At 33.8% G+C, this 16140-nt stretch carries 19 protein-coding genes; 10 read left to right on the forward strand and 9 right to left on the reverse strand.

Translation table 11 applies throughout. The features are described from left to right. Positions 1-130 precede the first annotated feature (130 nt). Positions 131-1198: a DUF3810 domain-containing protein gene (locus BMY56_RS17040; protein ID WP_091627066.1), complete on the reverse strand. Its 1068-nt coding sequence runs from the start codon at positions 1196-1198 to the stop codon at positions 131-133. 67 nt (positions 1199-1265) lie between these two features. On the opposite strand from BMY56_RS17040, the gene BMY56_RS17045 reads away from it, so the two are divergent. Beyond that, on the forward strand, positions 1266-2711 hold the full coding sequence (locus tag BMY56_RS17045; RefSeq protein WP_091627069.1) for an aminoacyl-histidine dipeptidase: 1446 nt from the start codon (positions 1266-1268) through the stop codon (positions 2709-2711). Between the two features lie 59 nt (positions 2712-2770). Here the strand turns inward: BMY56_RS17045 and BMY56_RS17050 are convergent, their stop codons facing one another. Genes BMY56_RS17050 through BMY56_RS17060 form a run of 3 tightly spaced genes read right to left on the reverse strand, consistent with a single transcriptional unit; the run spans position 2771 to position 5485 of the window. Further along, positions 2771-3907: a peptidylprolyl isomerase gene (locus BMY56_RS17050; RefSeq protein ID WP_394332508.1), complete on the reverse strand. Its 1137-nt coding sequence runs from the start codon at positions 3905-3907 to the stop codon at positions 2771-2773. Positions 3908-3920: 13 nt separating this feature from the next. After that, positions 3921-4472 (reverse strand): gliding motility-associated peptidyl-prolyl isomerase GldI, encoded by a 552-nt coding sequence (gene gldI / locus BMY56_RS17055; RefSeq protein WP_091627071.1) that lies wholly within the window; start codon positions 4470-4472, stop codon positions 3921-3923. Next, positions 4469-5485 (reverse strand): DHH family phosphoesterase, encoded by a 1017-nt coding sequence (locus BMY56_RS17060; protein WP_091627073.1) that lies wholly within the window; start codon positions 5483-5485, stop codon positions 4469-4471. Before BMY56_RS17060 ends, gldI begins: the two co-directional genes overlap by 4 nt. Before the next feature lie 75 nt (positions 5486-5560). Between BMY56_RS17060 and BMY56_RS17065 the strand changes: the two genes are divergently transcribed. Further along, positions 5561-6589, forward strand: a complete 1029-nt coding sequence (locus tag BMY56_RS17065) for an alkaline phosphatase D family protein (RefSeq protein ID WP_091627075.1) — start codon at positions 5561-5563, stop codon at positions 6587-6589. Between the two features lie 45 nt (positions 6590-6634). Next, positions 6635-7054, forward strand: coding sequence for a nucleoside-diphosphate kinase (locus tag BMY56_RS17070; RefSeq protein ID WP_091627078.1), 420 nt, complete (start codon positions 6635-6637; stop codon positions 7052-7054). 68 nt (positions 7055-7122) lie between these two features. On the opposite strand, the gene BMY56_RS17075 is transcribed toward BMY56_RS17070, so the two are convergent. From BMY56_RS17075 to recF, 3 genes are read right to left on the reverse strand one after another with little or no spacing between them, the layout of a single operon-like run. Continuing rightward, entirely contained in the window at positions 7123-7419 is a 297-nt protein-coding gene (locus BMY56_RS17075) for a DciA family protein (protein WP_091627080.1), read from the reverse strand. Next, a complete protein-coding gene (locus tag BMY56_RS17080) occupies positions 7419-7835 on the reverse strand; it encodes a hypothetical protein (protein ID WP_091627084.1) in 417 nt (138 codons plus the stop codon). The genes BMY56_RS17075 and BMY56_RS17080 overlap by 1 nt, the downstream gene beginning before the upstream one ends. Beyond that, the gene (recF, locus tag BMY56_RS17085) at positions 7835-8917 is read right to left on the reverse strand and encodes a DNA replication/repair protein RecF (RefSeq protein ID WP_091627086.1); all 1083 of its coding nucleotides are present in this window, start codon (positions 8915-8917) and stop codon (positions 7835-7837) included. Before recF ends, BMY56_RS17080 begins: the two co-directional genes overlap by 1 nt. Positions 8918-9040: 123 nt before the next feature. Here recF and BMY56_RS17090 point away from each other — a divergent pair, with 123 nt between their 5' ends. From BMY56_RS17090 to BMY56_RS17120, 7 genes are all read left to right on the forward strand, one after another. Then, positions 9041-9808 (forward strand): tetratricopeptide repeat protein, encoded by a 768-nt coding sequence (locus BMY56_RS17090; RefSeq protein ID WP_091627089.1) that lies wholly within the window; start codon positions 9041-9043, stop codon positions 9806-9808. Continuing rightward, positions 9808-10290, forward strand: a complete 483-nt coding sequence (ribH, locus tag BMY56_RS17095; RefSeq protein WP_091627092.1) for a 6,7-dimethyl-8-ribityllumazine synthase — start codon at positions 9808-9810, stop codon at positions 10288-10290. Before BMY56_RS17090 ends, ribH begins: the two co-directional genes overlap by 1 nt. Before the next feature lie 88 nt (positions 10291-10378). Further along, the gene (locus tag BMY56_RS17100) at positions 10379-10714 is read left to right on the forward strand and encodes a riboflavin synthase subunit beta (RefSeq protein WP_245737271.1); all 336 of its coding nucleotides are present in this window, start codon (positions 10379-10381) and stop codon (positions 10712-10714) included. Next, positions 10714-12558 (forward strand): DNA mismatch repair endonuclease MutL, encoded by a 1845-nt coding sequence (gene mutL, locus BMY56_RS17105; protein WP_091627095.1) that lies wholly within the window; start codon positions 10714-10716, stop codon positions 12556-12558. Before BMY56_RS17100 ends, mutL begins: the two co-directional genes overlap by 1 nt. Next, on the forward strand, positions 12559-13302 hold the full coding sequence (locus tag BMY56_RS17110; RefSeq protein WP_091627098.1) for a rhomboid family intramembrane serine protease: 744 nt from the start codon (positions 12559-12561) through the stop codon (positions 13300-13302). Between the two features lie 3 nt (positions 13303-13305). Then, positions 13306-14184 (forward strand): rhomboid family intramembrane serine protease, encoded by an 879-nt coding sequence (locus BMY56_RS17115; protein WP_091627101.1) that lies wholly within the window; start codon positions 13306-13308, stop codon positions 14182-14184. A gap of 5 nt (positions 14185-14189) precedes the next feature. Beyond that, positions 14190-15212 carry an endonuclease/exonuclease/phosphatase family protein gene (locus tag BMY56_RS17120; RefSeq protein ID WP_091627104.1) on the forward strand — a complete coding sequence of 341 codons (1023 nt, stop codon included), beginning with the start codon at positions 14190-14192 and terminating at the stop codon, positions 15210-15212. Here BMY56_RS17120 and BMY56_RS18945 read toward each other — a convergent pair. Both BMY56_RS18945 and BMY56_RS17130 read right to left on the reverse strand, forming a co-directional pair. Further along, positions 15193-15513 (reverse strand): DUF6122 family protein, encoded by a 321-nt coding sequence (locus tag BMY56_RS18945; RefSeq protein WP_091627108.1) that lies wholly within the window; start codon positions 15511-15513, stop codon positions 15193-15195. The genes BMY56_RS17120 and BMY56_RS18945 overlap by 20 nt on opposite strands. Continuing rightward, positions 15513-16136 (reverse strand): WbqC family protein, encoded by a 624-nt coding sequence (locus BMY56_RS17130; RefSeq protein ID WP_091627111.1) that lies wholly within the window; start codon positions 16134-16136, stop codon positions 15513-15515. Before BMY56_RS17130 ends, BMY56_RS18945 begins: the two co-directional genes overlap by 1 nt. Between the last annotated feature and the right edge of the window lie 4 nt (positions 16137-16140).

A 16140-nucleotide genomic window follows, 5' to 3' on the forward strand; every position in this document is an offset into this window, starting at 1 on the left:
AGTATGCACCGTCTATTTCACTTTTGTTTAACAGTTGTAAAAGACTTAATTCGTAATATGTATTTTAATCTTAAAATATTATATGAAAGACTGGCATTCTATAATTTGATTGCGGAATGTATAAAAACAATTATAGTGGATGTTCTTTGTGGTAGGCTACTAAAAGAGAAACTACAGCATTATAACTTCTAATGCCTTCAGTTTGATTATTGGCTTTTAGGAAAGAATTGAATATTGACTTAAAAACGGGTTCCATCGGATTTTTGTAAAAATTCCAAAAATCGGCTATTTCCTGAAAGTTGTTCTTTACACCAGGATTTAAAGTTGATAGTAAACTGTTGAATTCTTCTTTATCTGCGCTTCTAATATCACTTAAGCAATATCCTAATGCATATGCATAGGCTGCATATTGGAAATAGATATCATTATTTTTAGCCGTAACCAAATAGCCTATAAAATTAGTTTCGTTCTCTGCGGAATAGCCCAATTGATGACCAATTTCATGACCAACTACCACAGGAAATCTAAAATTTGGAAGTAGACCGTTTACTTGGGCTTCATTTGTGAAAGGATTCAGATAGCCAGCGTAACCCATATAGGTTAGTCCCTTACTAAATAAAGAAGTTTTCACACTTGGGGTAGTATATGTTAAAAATGGATGTATGGTTTTAAGTTCATCATACCCAATAATCGTCTTGTCAAAAATTTGCTCATGACTGTATGGTATATTAACGGCCAAACTAGAATCATTAGTAATGTTTAATTGCGCTTCGTTGGTTTTTCGAATTAACTGCTGAGTAAAATTTAACAGTTCGTTGTAGTCCTTAGTTTCTGTTAATGCTAACTTATCGGCTAATGGCTCTCTATAATAGTTCATTCCCCACATAAAATGAAAAGTGAAGTATGCGACAGAAAGTATCATTAACACATTGCGAACAAAAGTCAACTTGTTTTTCCAGATAGATTTTCTATTTCGATATAGATATGCAATTGCTAGTATTATTAGCGCGAAATAGATGAGGTCTCCAACAGAAAAAGGAATCCAACCAAACAATATTCTAAATAGTCTCGAGATAACTGGGTAAAAACCTGTGCTGTAATAATTCTCAACGAATTCTGAGTAGTTGGCGAGCCATTTAACGATTATGATTTGGGGAATCAATGAAAGTGCTACGGCATTTTTAAATGATATCTTCATTGTCTCAAAAATAGCGAAATCCTTTTTCTATAAGTATTTTTGTTCTCGTTAACTATGAAAATAAGCTATGAATATTGATCAGTTAGAACCTAAATCTGTTTGGAATAATTTTTCAAAACTAAATGCAGTACCTAGACCTTCTAGAAAAGAGGAACGAGTAATCGCTTTTATGGTAGGTTTCGGTAAGGAACTTGGCTTGGAAACTTTTTCTGATGGCATAGGTAATGTTATTATTAGAAAGCCTGCAACTTCAGGAATGGAGGGTAGAAAAATGATAACGCTTCAAAGCCATTTAGATATGGTTCATCAAAAAAATGCAAATACCAAATTTGATTTCGATACACAAGGGATAGACATGTTCATTGATGGTGATTGGGTAAGGGCTAAGGGAACCACTTTAGGTGCTGACAACGGTATGGGGGTAGCTGCAATAATGGCGCTGCTTGAGAGTGATTCAATTTCTCACCCTGCTCTTGAGGCATTGTTTACTATTGATGAAGAAACAGGTATGACAGGTGCCTTTGGTTTAGAAGGAGGGGTTTTAAAAGGGGAGATGCTTTTAAATCTTGATACAGAAGAAGATGATGAAATTGATATAGGTTGTGCGGGTGGTATTGATGTTACTGCAACTAGATCATATAATAAAAAGCCAGGTACACATGGTGATACAGGACTTGAAATTACTATTCAAGGATTGAAGGGCGGACATAGTGGAATGGATATTCATAAAGGACTTGGTAACGCAAATAAAATCATGAACCGCTTACTTTATTTGGGTCTTGATTATAATATGCGAATTAGTTCTTTAGAAGGTGGAAGTTTACGAAATGCCATACCTAGAGAAAGCATTTGTCGATTGAATGTAGGTAGAAAGCATGTTGCTGAGGTCATGATAAAATTTAATACGTTAGTTGATGCTATTAAAGCAGAATTAAAAGTACATGAGCCAAATCTCACAATCAACTTAGAAGAAATTAAGCCAGCCACAGAAGTCATGGGATTAGGTGCTCAAGGCAAGTTCGTAAAAGCTGTTTATGCCGCTCAAAATGGGGTATATGCCATGAGTGCTTCTATCGACGATTTGGTTGAAACATCAAATAATATCGCAAGAATTTTGGTTAAAGATGGTAAAATTACTATTGCTTGTCTAACACGGTCTTCAGTTGATTCTGCAAAACTGGACTTAGCAAATTCTTTACGTTCTGTTTTCGAATTAGGAGGCTTCGATGTGGAATATAGTGGCGCATACCCTGGTTGGAACCCAAATCCGAATTCAAAAATACTTTCTATTGTCAAGAATTCCTATATAGAATTATTTAAAGAACAACCAAAGGTAATTGCTTGTCATGCTGGATTGGAATGTGGAATATTAGGACAGAATTATCCAGAAATTGATATGGTAAGCTTTGGTCCTACAATTTTAGGAGCTCACTCACCCGATGAGCGTGTAAGTATCTCTTCTGTTCAGAAATTTTGGAAGTTACTTTTAGAAATTTTAAAGAATACAAATTAAATAAAAGCATAAAAAAACCCGTTGGTGTAAACTAACGGGTTTTTTAGTATGTAGTACTTTTAATTTGCTATACCTGTAATCTCCAAATCAAATACTAAGTCCGCATCAGCAGGTATTGGACCACCACCTTGTGCGCCATAACCTAAATGTGACGGAATAAATATACGGACTTTATCACCGATTTTCATTGTTAATAAACCTTCTCTAAATCCTGCAATCAGTCTAGATTCAGGGGAATAGTCCATAGGTACTGGCATATAACCACCTCCTTGTTCTCTGTTCCAATCGAAAGTACCGTACTTACGGGCAACTTCTTCGTAATTACTATCGAACAAAGTACCGTCCATTAAATAACCAGCGTACATAACGTTAACTTTTTGTCCAACTTTAGGCTTTTCGCCATCTCCGTTTTTTAAAGTTAGTATTTTAAGTCCTGAAGGTAATGCGGTAGCTTTTGCTTTTTCAGCTTCTATTTCTGTTACAAACTCTTCCTTAACTCTTTTAATAGCTTCTATTTTTTCCGCCTTTTCTTTTTCTATTGCAGCTATCCTATCTTCTTCACCATCAAAGTATTCTGTCATAATTTTAATGGCATTAAATTTACGAGCCTCTTTACCATTACGTATGATTTCTACAGTATTCATGGTAACTGGCTCTACGGGTTTGTTGCCAGCACCGACGGCTACATTCGCTATAGAATCAACAACATCCATACCTTCTACAACTTCACCGAAAACCGTATGTTTATTATTTAGCCAAGGTGTAGCATTGTGAGTGATAAAAAATTGACTACCGTTTGTAGTAGGTCCTGAATTAGCCATTGATAGAATACCTTTCTTATCATGAACTAAAGAGTCATTGAACTCATCCATAAATTTATACCCTGGATTTCCAGTCCCTTGACCTAATGGATCACCACCTTGTATCATGAAATCTTTCATGACCCTATGAAATATTAGTCCGTCATAGTACTTTTTACCTTTATATTCTTCACTTACAAAAGTATTTGTGCCCTCTGCAAGCGATATGAAGTTAGCAACAGTAATAGGGGTTTTATCTTGCTCTAAGCGAACGATAATATCACCTTTAGAAGTTTTTATATCGGCAAAAATACCATCACCTAAGTCAGCTCTTTTGCTTGTTTTACAGCTGGTCATAATTAAACCGATAACTGCAAGCAAGTACATTTTTTTAATCATAATAGTCATTTTAATTTACTGTATTATCTTGTTGTTTTTCAATTTGTAAAATAGTAATTGTTGATTTTAAAGGAATGTTGCTACCAATTTTGTTCTCATCACCATGATACCCAAATGCTAATGAAGAAGGAAACAAAAAAGTAGCCCGTTCATTTACTTTGAGCATTTTAACGGCATCACGAAGTCCTAGAAAAAGTTCCTGTTTATTAACCTTGTAGGTGACAATACCAATATCTTCTTTTGAGTATATGGTATCATTATCCAAGGTTAAAATATCGTAGTTGAAAACCACTAAATCATCTGTTTGTGGAGTGTAATCACTTTCTTCGTTGACATTTAAATAATGGTACCATGATCCTGAAGCACTATGCGCATAGTGTTTTAAGGAATCGAGTTTTATGATATCTTGAATTTTACTCTCTTCTGCTTCCAATAATTTTCGACTTCTTTCAATAGATTCTTTGAAAAAACTGCCACTTTTTTTCTGAACTGGTTTTCTAGGTTCTGGACCATCGCAGCTACTAAAAATTATAAAAAGAAATAATAATGAAACTAATCTCATGATTGTAATTGATTCTTATATAATGGTAATAATGAAGTAAAGTATGTAATGGTTTCTTCTATCGAATAATCACTTTTTCCACCAGCCGCATTGGTATGGCCGCCGCCATGAAAGTGTTTCCTTGCGAAGTCATTTACTGAAAAATCACCCACTGATCTAAATGATATTTTAAAAATACCCTCTTCTTTATTTTCAATGAATATTACAGCAAAACGAATACCGTCTAAAGTTAACCCGTAGTTAACAAAGCCTTCGGTATCTCCTTTTTGGTAATTATACTTATCCAGTTCTTCTTGGCTAAGTGTTATATATGCAGTTTGGTACTCTTGTAGAATGACCATGTTTTTTAAAGCACAGCCTAAAAGATGTAATCTACTAGGTGAATTGGTGTCGTAAATTCGGTGATGAATTTCGGTGCCTTTTGCGCCTTTATCCATAAGGTCGGCAATAACTCTATGCGTATTACTTGTAGTAGCAGCAAATTTGAAAGAACCTGTGTCTGTCATGATTCCTGTATAAATACAGTTGGCCATTTCAGAGGTTATACTATTCTCATCACCTAATTTTTTAATTAAAACATAGACCATTTCACAGGTTGAACTCATACTTACATCTGAATACATAATTTTCGCATAATCAGATGGCTCTTGATGATGATCGACCATTACAAAGGTAGCACTCGAAGATTCTAATGTTTCGCTCATGTGGCCTACACGCCCCAAATGATTAAAATCTAACGTAAAAACAATATCTGCATTTTGAATGCATGACTTTGCTTGCATGTTTTCCTTTTCGAAATTTAATATTTTGTCTGCTCCTGGCATCCACTTTAAAAATTTCGGATAATCATTAGGAGAAACTATACTTGCAGTATGTCCGCAATTTATAAGATAGTGCCAAAGAGCCAACGTTGAGCCGATAGCATCACCGTCAGGATTTTTGTGAGGAATAATCGCTATTTTCTTTGAAGAGGAAAGTAGCTTTTTAAGCGCATTAAGGTGCTCTAAATTCATGGCGCCAAAGATACAATTTAATAATATAGGCTTTAAATCGAAAAACTTAATTTTACTCAGACTTAATTGATAGCCATGAAAATTTTCTTAATTTCTATTTTTTCAATTCTATTACTGTCTTGCTCCACCAATAAAAAAGTAACAGTTAACAAGCTAGACAAGATTGATTTTGTTCTTGCTTTTGGTTCTTGTAACAGAACTGATTTACCAAATTTATTATGGGACGATATTTTAAATACTCAACCTGATGTTTGGGTTTGGGGCGGAGATAACATTTACGCAGATACCGACGATATGGAAGCGTTGAGAACAATATATACTACGCAAAAAAAGAATAAAGAGTATAAAAAACTAATTGAAAATGTAGAAATCATCGGCACTTGGGATGATCATGATTACGGACTTAATGACGGTGGTGTAGAATTCGAGGCTAAGGTAGAAAGTCAACAAGAGTTTTTGAATTTCATGAACGTTCCAATGGATAGTCCGTTAAGGAAACAAGAGGGAGTCTATAGTTCAAAGAAATATGATTTAGAGAAGGGCAGTATTAATATAATAGTTCTAGATACCAGATATTTTAGAACGTCTATAACACTAGATACTGAAACAGATAAAAGAGTAAAACCAAATGAATATGGTGTGGGTACTGTACTTGGAGAAATTCAGTGGGCTTGGTTAGAAAAGCAATTGAACCAATCTAATTCAGATTTTAATATTATTGTAAGCAGTGTTCAATTTTTATCTAATGAACATGGTTTTGAGGCATGGGGTAATTTTCCTCATGAGGTAGACCGTTTAGAAAAATTAATTTCAAGTTCAAAGGCTAAAGGAGTTGTGATATTATCTGGAGATCGTCATATCTCTGAGTTTTCACAAAAACAAATAGATGGCATGAACTATCCATTAATCGATTTTACGAGTAGTGGACTCACACATGCTTACAAAGGATTTACAGGAGAGCCTAATCCATACAGGGTAGGGAATGTTGTTTTTACGGAAAGTTTCGGAACTCTAGAGTTCGATTTTAGTTCTAAAAAGGTTGATTTTAAGATAATTGGCGACCATGGTATGGTCTTACAAAAGTTAGAACAAAACTATGAATAGTTGTGAGTTTTGTGGAAAAACGTATTTTTGCGCAAAAATTAAGATATGAGTACGAATAGAACGTTTACTATGATTAAGCCAGATGCCGTTGAGAATGGACATATCGGGGCAATATTAGAAAAAATTACAGCTGCTGGTTTTAAAATAGTAGCTATGAAATATACACAACTTAGCTTAAGAGATGCACAAGAATTTTACGGTGTTCATAGAGAGCGTCCTTTCTTTGGTGAGTTGGTTGAGTTTATGACAAGAGGACCAATAGTTTCTGCTATTTTGGAAAAGGAAAACGCTGTTGAAGATTTTAGAGCATTGATAGGTGCTACTAATCCTGCAGATGCAGCTGAAGGTACTATTCGCAAAATGTTCGCTACTAGTATTGGTGAGAATGCAGTACATGGTTCAGATAGCGATGAGAATGCTGCACTTGAGGGGTCTTTTCATTTTGCTGGAAGAGAAATTTACTAGATCAGAAAAATAATTTTTAAAAAGCCAGTTCGAAAGAACTGGCTTTTTTATTTTCCTTCAACCATCAGTTAACGGAGTATTATTTTTTTCACTAGTTCTTTACCTATTTCTTCATTGATCATTCGAATTATTTTCGATTTTCCTAAGCTTAATTCTTCTCTTAAAACCGAAGAGGATAGTGAAACATAAAGGGTGTCGAAACGTAATTCAATTTCAGTCGTGTAATTATTTACCCCATTCCCCATTAGCCTTACCCATGCCTCTCGTGCATCTACTTTGTCCATTCCCTTTTCTAATTTATTCTTTTGAATAAATGCAGAAAGGGCGTTTTTCATAGATGTATTTTCGTTGTCTTGCCTTGCCATTATGGGTTTATATTAATAGGTTCAAATCGTTCATATGTATAGGTAATACCTTGGTCGTTTTTTACCGAGAAACTTTTTTCTGAAAGAGAGATTAAAACTTCTTCCCAAGTATTAAGTTCGGTGGTGTAATTCATAAAGACAGAATCATTAGCAATCCGAATTAGTATTGGTTCGGCGTCATTAGATGTTTCGAATGTACCATTGAATTTAGGACTCATTTTTTTTCTAAAGCCCTTTAAAGAATCTAAACTAATGTAATCGACTGTGGTATTTACCGAATACTCTTTTTTGGTTCCATCCTTAAAGGTAACCTCTTTTATTTCCCAGTAACCATTTAAAAGATGTAATTGCTCTTGGTTAACTTTTGAGACACATGAGATACATAATAAAGTACAAAATAAAAAAAGTTGTTTCATTAGTATAGTTTGAATATTTTATATGACTGGTGAATTTTTTTTACCACACTCTCTGTCCGTTCTGCATGGGTATCACTTAAGAAAATCTGACCAAAGTTCTCGTCATTTACTAAAGTAATAATATGCGATACACGATGTTCATCTAATTTATCGAAAATATCATCTAAAATTAAAATTGGAGTTGTGCCACTTTGCGATTTCATAAAATGGAATTGCGCGAATTTAAGGGCTATCAGAAATGATTTTTGTTGACCTTGACTACCAAATTTTTTAATAGGAAATTCACTTATTTCGAAATTAAGGTCGTCTTTATGAATGCCAACACTGGTGTATTGTAATGCACGATCCTTATCTAGGTTTTTGTTTAGTAAAGTCAGTAGGTCGTCATGCAGTAATTTACTATCGTAGCTAAGTGATACTTTTTCAGTATTACCGGTAATGGCTTTATATTGTTCCTGAAAAATCGGAATAAATGCTTCTAAAAAAGAAGTTCTTTTATTGAATATTTCAGTGCCGTAGGTACGTAATTGTTCATTGTAAACCGCTAAAGTATCTTTGTTAAAGGTGCGGTTAGCAGCAAAATATTTTAAAAGTGCATTTCTTTGTGATATTACCTTGTTGTAGTTGATAAGTTGCTGTAAATATTTTTTGTCGGATTGAGAGATAACACCATCAATAAATTTGCGACGTGTATCACTGCCCTCAATTATTAGATCACGATCTGCAGGGGAAATAATCACTAATGGTAGTAAACCTATATGGTCTGCAAAACGCTCGTATGCTTTTCCGTTTCTTTTAATTATTTTTTTATTATTTCTTTTTAAACTGCATACAATTTTTTCTTCTCGGTTATCTTTTTCGAAGGTTCCGTCAATTACAAAGAAGTCGGATCCATGACGAATATTTTGAGAAGAAATAGGATTAAAGTAGCTTTTTCCAAAAGAAAGATGATAAATAGCATCTAGAATATTGGTTTTGCCTATGCCATTATCGCCAACAAAACAATTTATTTTAGAATCGAATACAAGTTCTTTAGACTCAAAATTTTTGTAATTGATCAATGATAGTTGTCTCAGCAGCATTAAATTTCTTGAATTTTGGATTTGGAAGGATGAAAACTACCTTAAAATATCCAAAAATAACGAATAAATACACTATAGGATTTCAATAAAACCTTTATTTTTGCGCGACCAATAAATTTAGAGATGGCTACATATAAGAAAAGAGGATATAAACCTGAAACCAAAGCTGAAAAGCAAGAATTTGAAGAACAAGAAAGTACAACCGCTGAGGTTTTTAGTTCTTTAGATGAAGGAGCTTCTAGATCAGAAGAGTGGGTTTCAAAAAATCAGAACTATATATTAAGTGCTATTGTGGTAATAGCGATATGTGGTTTAGGTTATTTGGCTTACAACCAATTTGTTGTAAAACCTAAAGAGACTAGCGCTGCAAATGAAATGTACTATCCACAACAATATTTTGACCAAGCTTTGGCAAGTACAACGGCTAAAGATTCTTTGTTTACATTGGCTTTAGAAGGTGCTGACGGTAAATATGGCTTTTTAGATATCATTGAAGAATATAGTGGTACTCAGGCGGCAAATTTAGCGAATTACTGTGCAGGTATGTCTTATTTGAATATGAACAATTATCAAGAAGCAATAACGTATTTAGAAGATTTTAGTTCAGAAGATGCTATTTTAGGCGCTTTGGCTAAAGGTGGTTTAGGTGATGCATTTATGCAATTAGACCAGCCTTCTGATGCTTTAGGCTATTATGAAGCTGCAATTGCCCATAGTAATAATGAATATACAACTCCGAAATTTTTGTACAAAGCGGGTGTGACTGCTTTAGAAATGGGAGATAAAAGTAAAGCTTTAGGATTTTTTGAAAGAATTAAAAGTGAGTTTCCAAAATCAGAAAATGCAAATTCTATAAACGCTTTTATAGGAATGGCTAAAAGTGGTGAATAATGGCAACAATAAATAAAAATTTATCAGTTTATGATAAAACAACAATCCCAAACGCGAACGGACTTCGGTTTGGGATTGTTGTTTCTGAGTGGAATTCTGAAATTACTGAAGGGTTATTTTCTGGAGCATTAAAAACTTTAATAGATTGTGGTGCAGTGAAAACTGATATTATAAGATGGAATGTGCCAGGTAGTTTTGAACTGACTTATGGTTCAAAGAAAATGATCGAGACACAGAAAGTCGATGCAGTTATTGCTATTGGTAGTGTAATACAAGGGGAGACAAAGCATTTTGATTTTGTATGTGAGGCCACAGCTCAAGGCATTAAAGATTTAAATGTAACCATGAATGTTCCTGTAATATTCTGTGTACTTACAGATAATAATATTCAACAATCGATTGATCGTAGTGGAGGTAAACATGGTAACAAAGGCACTGAGGCTGCAATTGCTGCAATTAAAATGGCCGTTCTAGGTAAATAGTAAATACCAATTTTCTTTCTAATTCTTTGTAGAACCTAACTTTAGTAAAGGTATACTGCAGCTGTTAACAAATTTTGGCATTCCTTATATGCCCTGTTTTTCTATTTTAAGTAACTTTGGTGATATGGGGATGTTGAGTAAAATAACACGGTTACGAAAAAATAGGAAATTCGACTATAATCCTAGATATTATGATGGTAAGGGTAAAGGAAATCCTTTTAAGATGGAACCCAAATTTGACCAATTTCGTAGTACTTTAGATACATCTCGAGGATTAAAAAGAAAAATCAATCGTGCTTTAGAAGATGCTAAAAGAAAAGGGGATCGTAATCTGAAGATTAGGATGCTAGTTATTTTAGCTATTTTACTGCTTATTTTCCTCTATATAATTGATTTTGACCTTTCAATATTCTATTCTTCATAATGGCCGATATTATCAGATTATTACCTGACCATGTTGCAAATCAAATTGCTGCAGGTGAAGTCGTTCAGCGTCCATCTTCTGTAGTAAAAGAATTATTGGAAAATGCTATTGATGCCGGCGCAACCGAAATACAACTAATAGTAAAGGATGGCGGTAAAACCTTGATTCAAATTGTCGACAATGGCAAAGGTATGAGCGGTACCGATGCGAGGTTAAGTTTTGAACGACATGCAACCTCTAAAATTCAAAAGGCAGAAGACTTATTTAATTTACATACCAAAGGCTTTAGAGGTGAGGCTTTGGCTTCCATAGCAGCAATTGCTCATGTTGAAATGCTTACCAAAACTGAAGAGGATGAGGTTGGCACACGAATAAAAATGGAGGGAAGTAAAGTTATTGCGCAAGAAGTTGTTGTAGCTCCTAAAGGGACTTCAATGTTGGTAAAAAATCTATTTTTCAATATACCGGCCCGTCGTAATTTCTTAAAATCTGACCAAGTTGAATTTAGGCACATTACCGACGAGTTTCATAGAATTTCTTTAGCGCATCCGCAAGTAGCATTTAATTTTTATAATAATGGCAGTGATGTTTTTCAATTGCCGGCCAATAATTTTAGAAAGCGTATTGTTCAAATTTTTGGAAGAAAAACTGATGAAAAATTGGTTCCTGTTGATGAAGAAACTCAAGTTGTCAAAATTTCAGGTTACATACAAAAGCCTGAGTTTGCAAAAAAGAGTAGGGGTGAGCAATTTTTTTTTGCTAACAACAGATTTATAAAAAGTCCGTATTTACATCATGCTATTTTAGGGGCTTTTGAAGGATTAATTCGCCCTGGTACCCACCCTGGTTACTTTCTAAACCTAGAGGTTGATCCAGGTACTATAGATATCAACATACATCCTACTAAAACAGAAGTTAAATTTGATGATGAGCATACCTTATATGCCATGCTCAAGTCTACGGTGAAGCATAGTTTAGGTCAATTTAATGTTACACCTGCTCTAGATTTTGAACAAGACCAGAATTTAGATACTCCGTACTCCTATAAAAATAAAGAGGTAGGTATACCGCAAGTTGTAGTAGATTCTTCGTTTAATCCATTTGAAGCGGTTAAAACATCGAAAGGTAATTCTACTAGTAACTATTCTAAGCCTAAGGTTGAAGGATGGGAAAACTTATACTCTGGCATGGAAGTGTCTTTAGATGGTAATAGTAATTTAGAATTTGAGTCTGAAGTTGTAAATAGTAGTATTTTTGATGAAGGTAAAGAAGTTGTAGACCATACGACTACTACTTTTCAATTGCGTAAAAAATATATTATAACGACGATAAAATCTGGTATGGTCGTTATTAATCAGAGCAGGGCACATCAACGAGTTCTTTACGAGAAATTCTTGAAAAATATTACTATTAAGGAAGCGGTTAGCCAGCAATTATTATTTCCACTTACTTTGTCATTTTCGTCAAGTGAGATTTGTATTCTTAATGAAATAAAAGAGAATTTATGTACCGTTGGCTTTGTGTTTGGTGAAGTAGCAGATGATGGTGTAGAAATTAAGGGAGTACCTGTTTTAGTAGCAGAGAGTGAAGTACAAATGATTATGGAGCAATTAATTTCTGATTTTCAACAAGAGGTGCCAGGCGATAGTTTTTCGCAAAGCGATATGCTGGCGAAAACACTAGCAAAAACATTATCGGTAAAAACAGGTGAAACATTAGATGAATTTTCTCAAGTAAAATTGGTAAATGATTTATTTGCCTGTAAAGAAACCACCTTGAGCCCATTTAACAAAAAAGTATATATGACAATCACAGAGAATGATATTGAACGAAAATTTATTTAAATGGGAAGACTAACAGAAACAATCAAGCACTTACTTATAATTAACGTTCTGTTCTTTGTTGCTACACAAATGTATGGCGAACAAATGTATGAGTGGTTTTCGCTATATTTCCCTAAGAATGAGCATTTTCAACTCTGGCAAATTATAACGCACATGTTTATGCATGGTGGCTTTATGCACATATTATTTAATATGTACGCATTGTGGGCATTTGGCACACCATTAGAACGTATGTGGGGTAGAAATAAGTTTTTGTTTTTCTATATATCTGCAGGTTTAGGTGCGGCTTTAATACATATTGGTGTCAACTATTATTATTATAATGCAGGAATGAGCGCCTTGATAGACTCGGGGTTGACAGAAAGTAGCATTTTAGAGATTATTAATAACGGACAATACAATACAGAATGGTATTCCATTGCTGGCAAATCAACTATCGATAATTTTCTAGGAGCATTCAATACACCTGTGGTGGGTGCTTCTGGTGCAATTTATGGTATACTGGTAGCATTTGGTATGTCATATCCTAACAGCGAACTTTTTCTTATATTTCTTCCAATACCTATAAAGGCAAAGTTCTTTATTCCTGTTCTTATTGCATTAGATTTGTTCTCTGGTGTAACAGGGTATAGTTTATTTGGACAAGGAATTGCACACTTTGCTCATGTTGGAGGAGCGCTTTTCGGATTTTTAATGATGTGGTATTGGAAAAAAAATCAATTTAACAAAAATAGGTGGAACTAAGATATGGCTCAACCCAATTTAAAATATCAGTTTAGCAGGTTAAATATTGCGGAGAAGTTAATTGCGATAAACGTTTTAGTTTTTATCATTAATGCTTTGGTGCCTTTTCTATTGGGTATACCTAAAAACAGTATTGTACAGTGGTTTGAGCTGCCAAATGATATCGTTGATATTGCATTTCAGCCATGGTCGATTGTGACTTATTCTTTTTTTCATGGAGGAATTGGGCACCTATTTTGGAATATGCTGATGATATATTTTGTTGGGAAAATCTTTCTTAATCTATTTGATACGAAACGATTTTTGAACGTTTATATACTCGGTGTCATATTAGGAGGATTGTTTTTCGTTTTAGGCTACAACATCTTTCCTGCTTTTTTTAATACTAATGCATACTTAATAGGAGCTTCTGCAGGAGCAAGCGCAGTTCTGATTTTTGTATGTACTTATCTGCCGAATCAAGAAGTAAGAATTATTTTTTTCAATGTAAAACTTTGGATGGTTGGAGCGGCAGTTGTTTTATTAGATTTAGTTCAATTGCCGATAAGTAATTCTGGAGGGCATTTGGCACACCTAGGAGGTGCTTTCTTGGGTTATTTATACGCTAGCCAATTACTTAAAGGAAATGATATAGGATCTGGATTTTCTAGGTTTATGGACAGTATTGCAAATCTATTTAAAGGTTCAGAAAAGAAAGCTCCTATGAAAACTGTTTATAAAAACAAAAAGACGAGTAGCAGCACATCTTCTGCGGTAGATTATGATAAAAAGACTCATCAAAAAAAGATTGATGCCATACTTGATAAAATAAGTAAGTCTGGGTATGAAAGCCTTTCTAAAGTAGAAAAAGACTTTTTATTTAAAGCTGGTAAAGAGAGCTGAGCAAAATGAAAAAACAATCTTTTTTCTCAAAAATCATGTTGCTATTAAACATGATTTTCTCTTTTTGTTTATTAGTGGCATGTATAATTCCATATACGTCATCGGCTAGTTTGGCATTCGTTAGTTTAGCAGTGCCTTTATTGGTTTTTGTAAATATCTTATTCTTTATATATTGGGTATTACGTAAGAAATTTTATTTTCTACTCTCCCTTTCAATTTTGGTTTATGGTTATTTGACTTTAGGTACTTTTATTGGTTTTAACTCAATTAATAAGACTATAAATAATGAAGACTCAATAACAATTATGAGTTTTAATAGTTTGGGTTTTAGAGGTAAAGGGGATGAATGGGAAAGTACCTCCGGTGATACTATAGTAAAGTTTATTCAAAATGAACGGCCAGATATTGTTTGTTTTCAAGAGTTTGATAATAGGAAAATTAGGTCTCATTATTTTGAAGAATACCCCTATAAATATGTTGATTTTGAATATGATAATAATAAGGTTATTCAAGCAGTGTACTCTAAATACAAAATAGTACATAAAGGCATACTAGAATTTCCAGAAACTTTAAATAGTGCAGTTTTTGTAGATATAAAATACAAGAAAGATACAGTTCGTATGTATAATCTTCATTTAGAGTCATTAAAAATTAGACCAAGAAGTATTCAAAGAGAACGTTCAGATAAATTATTTGGAAGATTGCGACATTCTTTTGCCAAGCAGCAAGAGCAGTCTACTATTGTTAGAGAGCATATGAATAATAGCCCTTATAAAAATATTGTTTGTGGTGATTTTAATAATACTCAATTTTCAAACTCATATTTTACTATAAAGGGTGATTTAAAGGATAGTTTTTTGGAAAAGGGTAGGGGTTATGGTAAGACTATAAACTTTTGGAAATTTCCATTTCGAATCGATTATATTTTAGTAGACCCAGCTTTTGAAGTACTTTCTCATAAGAATTATGGTATTAATCTTTCTGACCATGAACCTATAATGGCAGCTATCAAAATTCCGACCGAATAAATAAACAATCTACGGTATCAGCTAGTATATGTAGTAATAAGGCCAAGCCGATTACTCTTGTTTTTTTTAATATAAAGAGAATTATATATACTACTATTGCCCAGTAGCTGTGAAGCGGGTGAAAATTAATACTACAGCGATTTGGGTCGAACATTGGGTTGGCCAATAGATGATCCAAGTCTATAAAGATACCTAACAATAATATTATCGATACCCAAAATCGATTTTCCTTGTAAAAGTAAAAGGCTATAAAAATCGGTACGATAAAATGAATGCCATAATGGGCTACAAACCTAACCATTAGTTGGTATAATGAATTCGTGTTTTTAAGTAATCTATAGTATTTGGGCCAACATTAAAAAGTAAGTCCAAGATGCTTAAATTAGGTATAAAACCATTGCGGTCACCAAATACTTGAACATAGGGTTCTATGTCTAATTGGGGTTTTAATTTGGCGCTAATCAAAGATCTTAAGTCTATGTAGTCAACAGGTTTTTCTTCAAACTTTTCTGTTTTGGTCTGAGGCATTTCTAACTGAAGACACTCGAAAATAGTTTTAATCGTCTTAAAGTTAAAGTCTAGTAAACTTTCAAAGGGTTCTGTGTATAATGGTTTAATATCATCTTCATAAAACTCAAAAAAAGGTGATGTTCTGTAGGCTGTTTCTAAGGTACGCCAATGTTGTCTTTGCCACGGGTACGAGTTGTCTAAGGTAACATCTTTATATTTTTGTCTGCCGTTGGCTTTACCTACATGTACAATAGGGATACTTAGAATATGTTTACCTCGGTCAGTACAAATGTATGTTCGGTTTCTAAATGTCTGTTTTTGATAATTATCCTCTACTTCCCAACAGATATCATGGTGCATAATATAACTGAACGTAAGAATGTTCGGAAAATATGATGGATGAATTAATTTCATCTGT

The organism is Maribacter orientalis (assembly GCF_900109345.1).
Classification (GTDB): Bacteria; Bacteroidota; Bacteroidia; order Flavobacteriales; family Flavobacteriaceae; genus Maribacter; species Maribacter orientalis.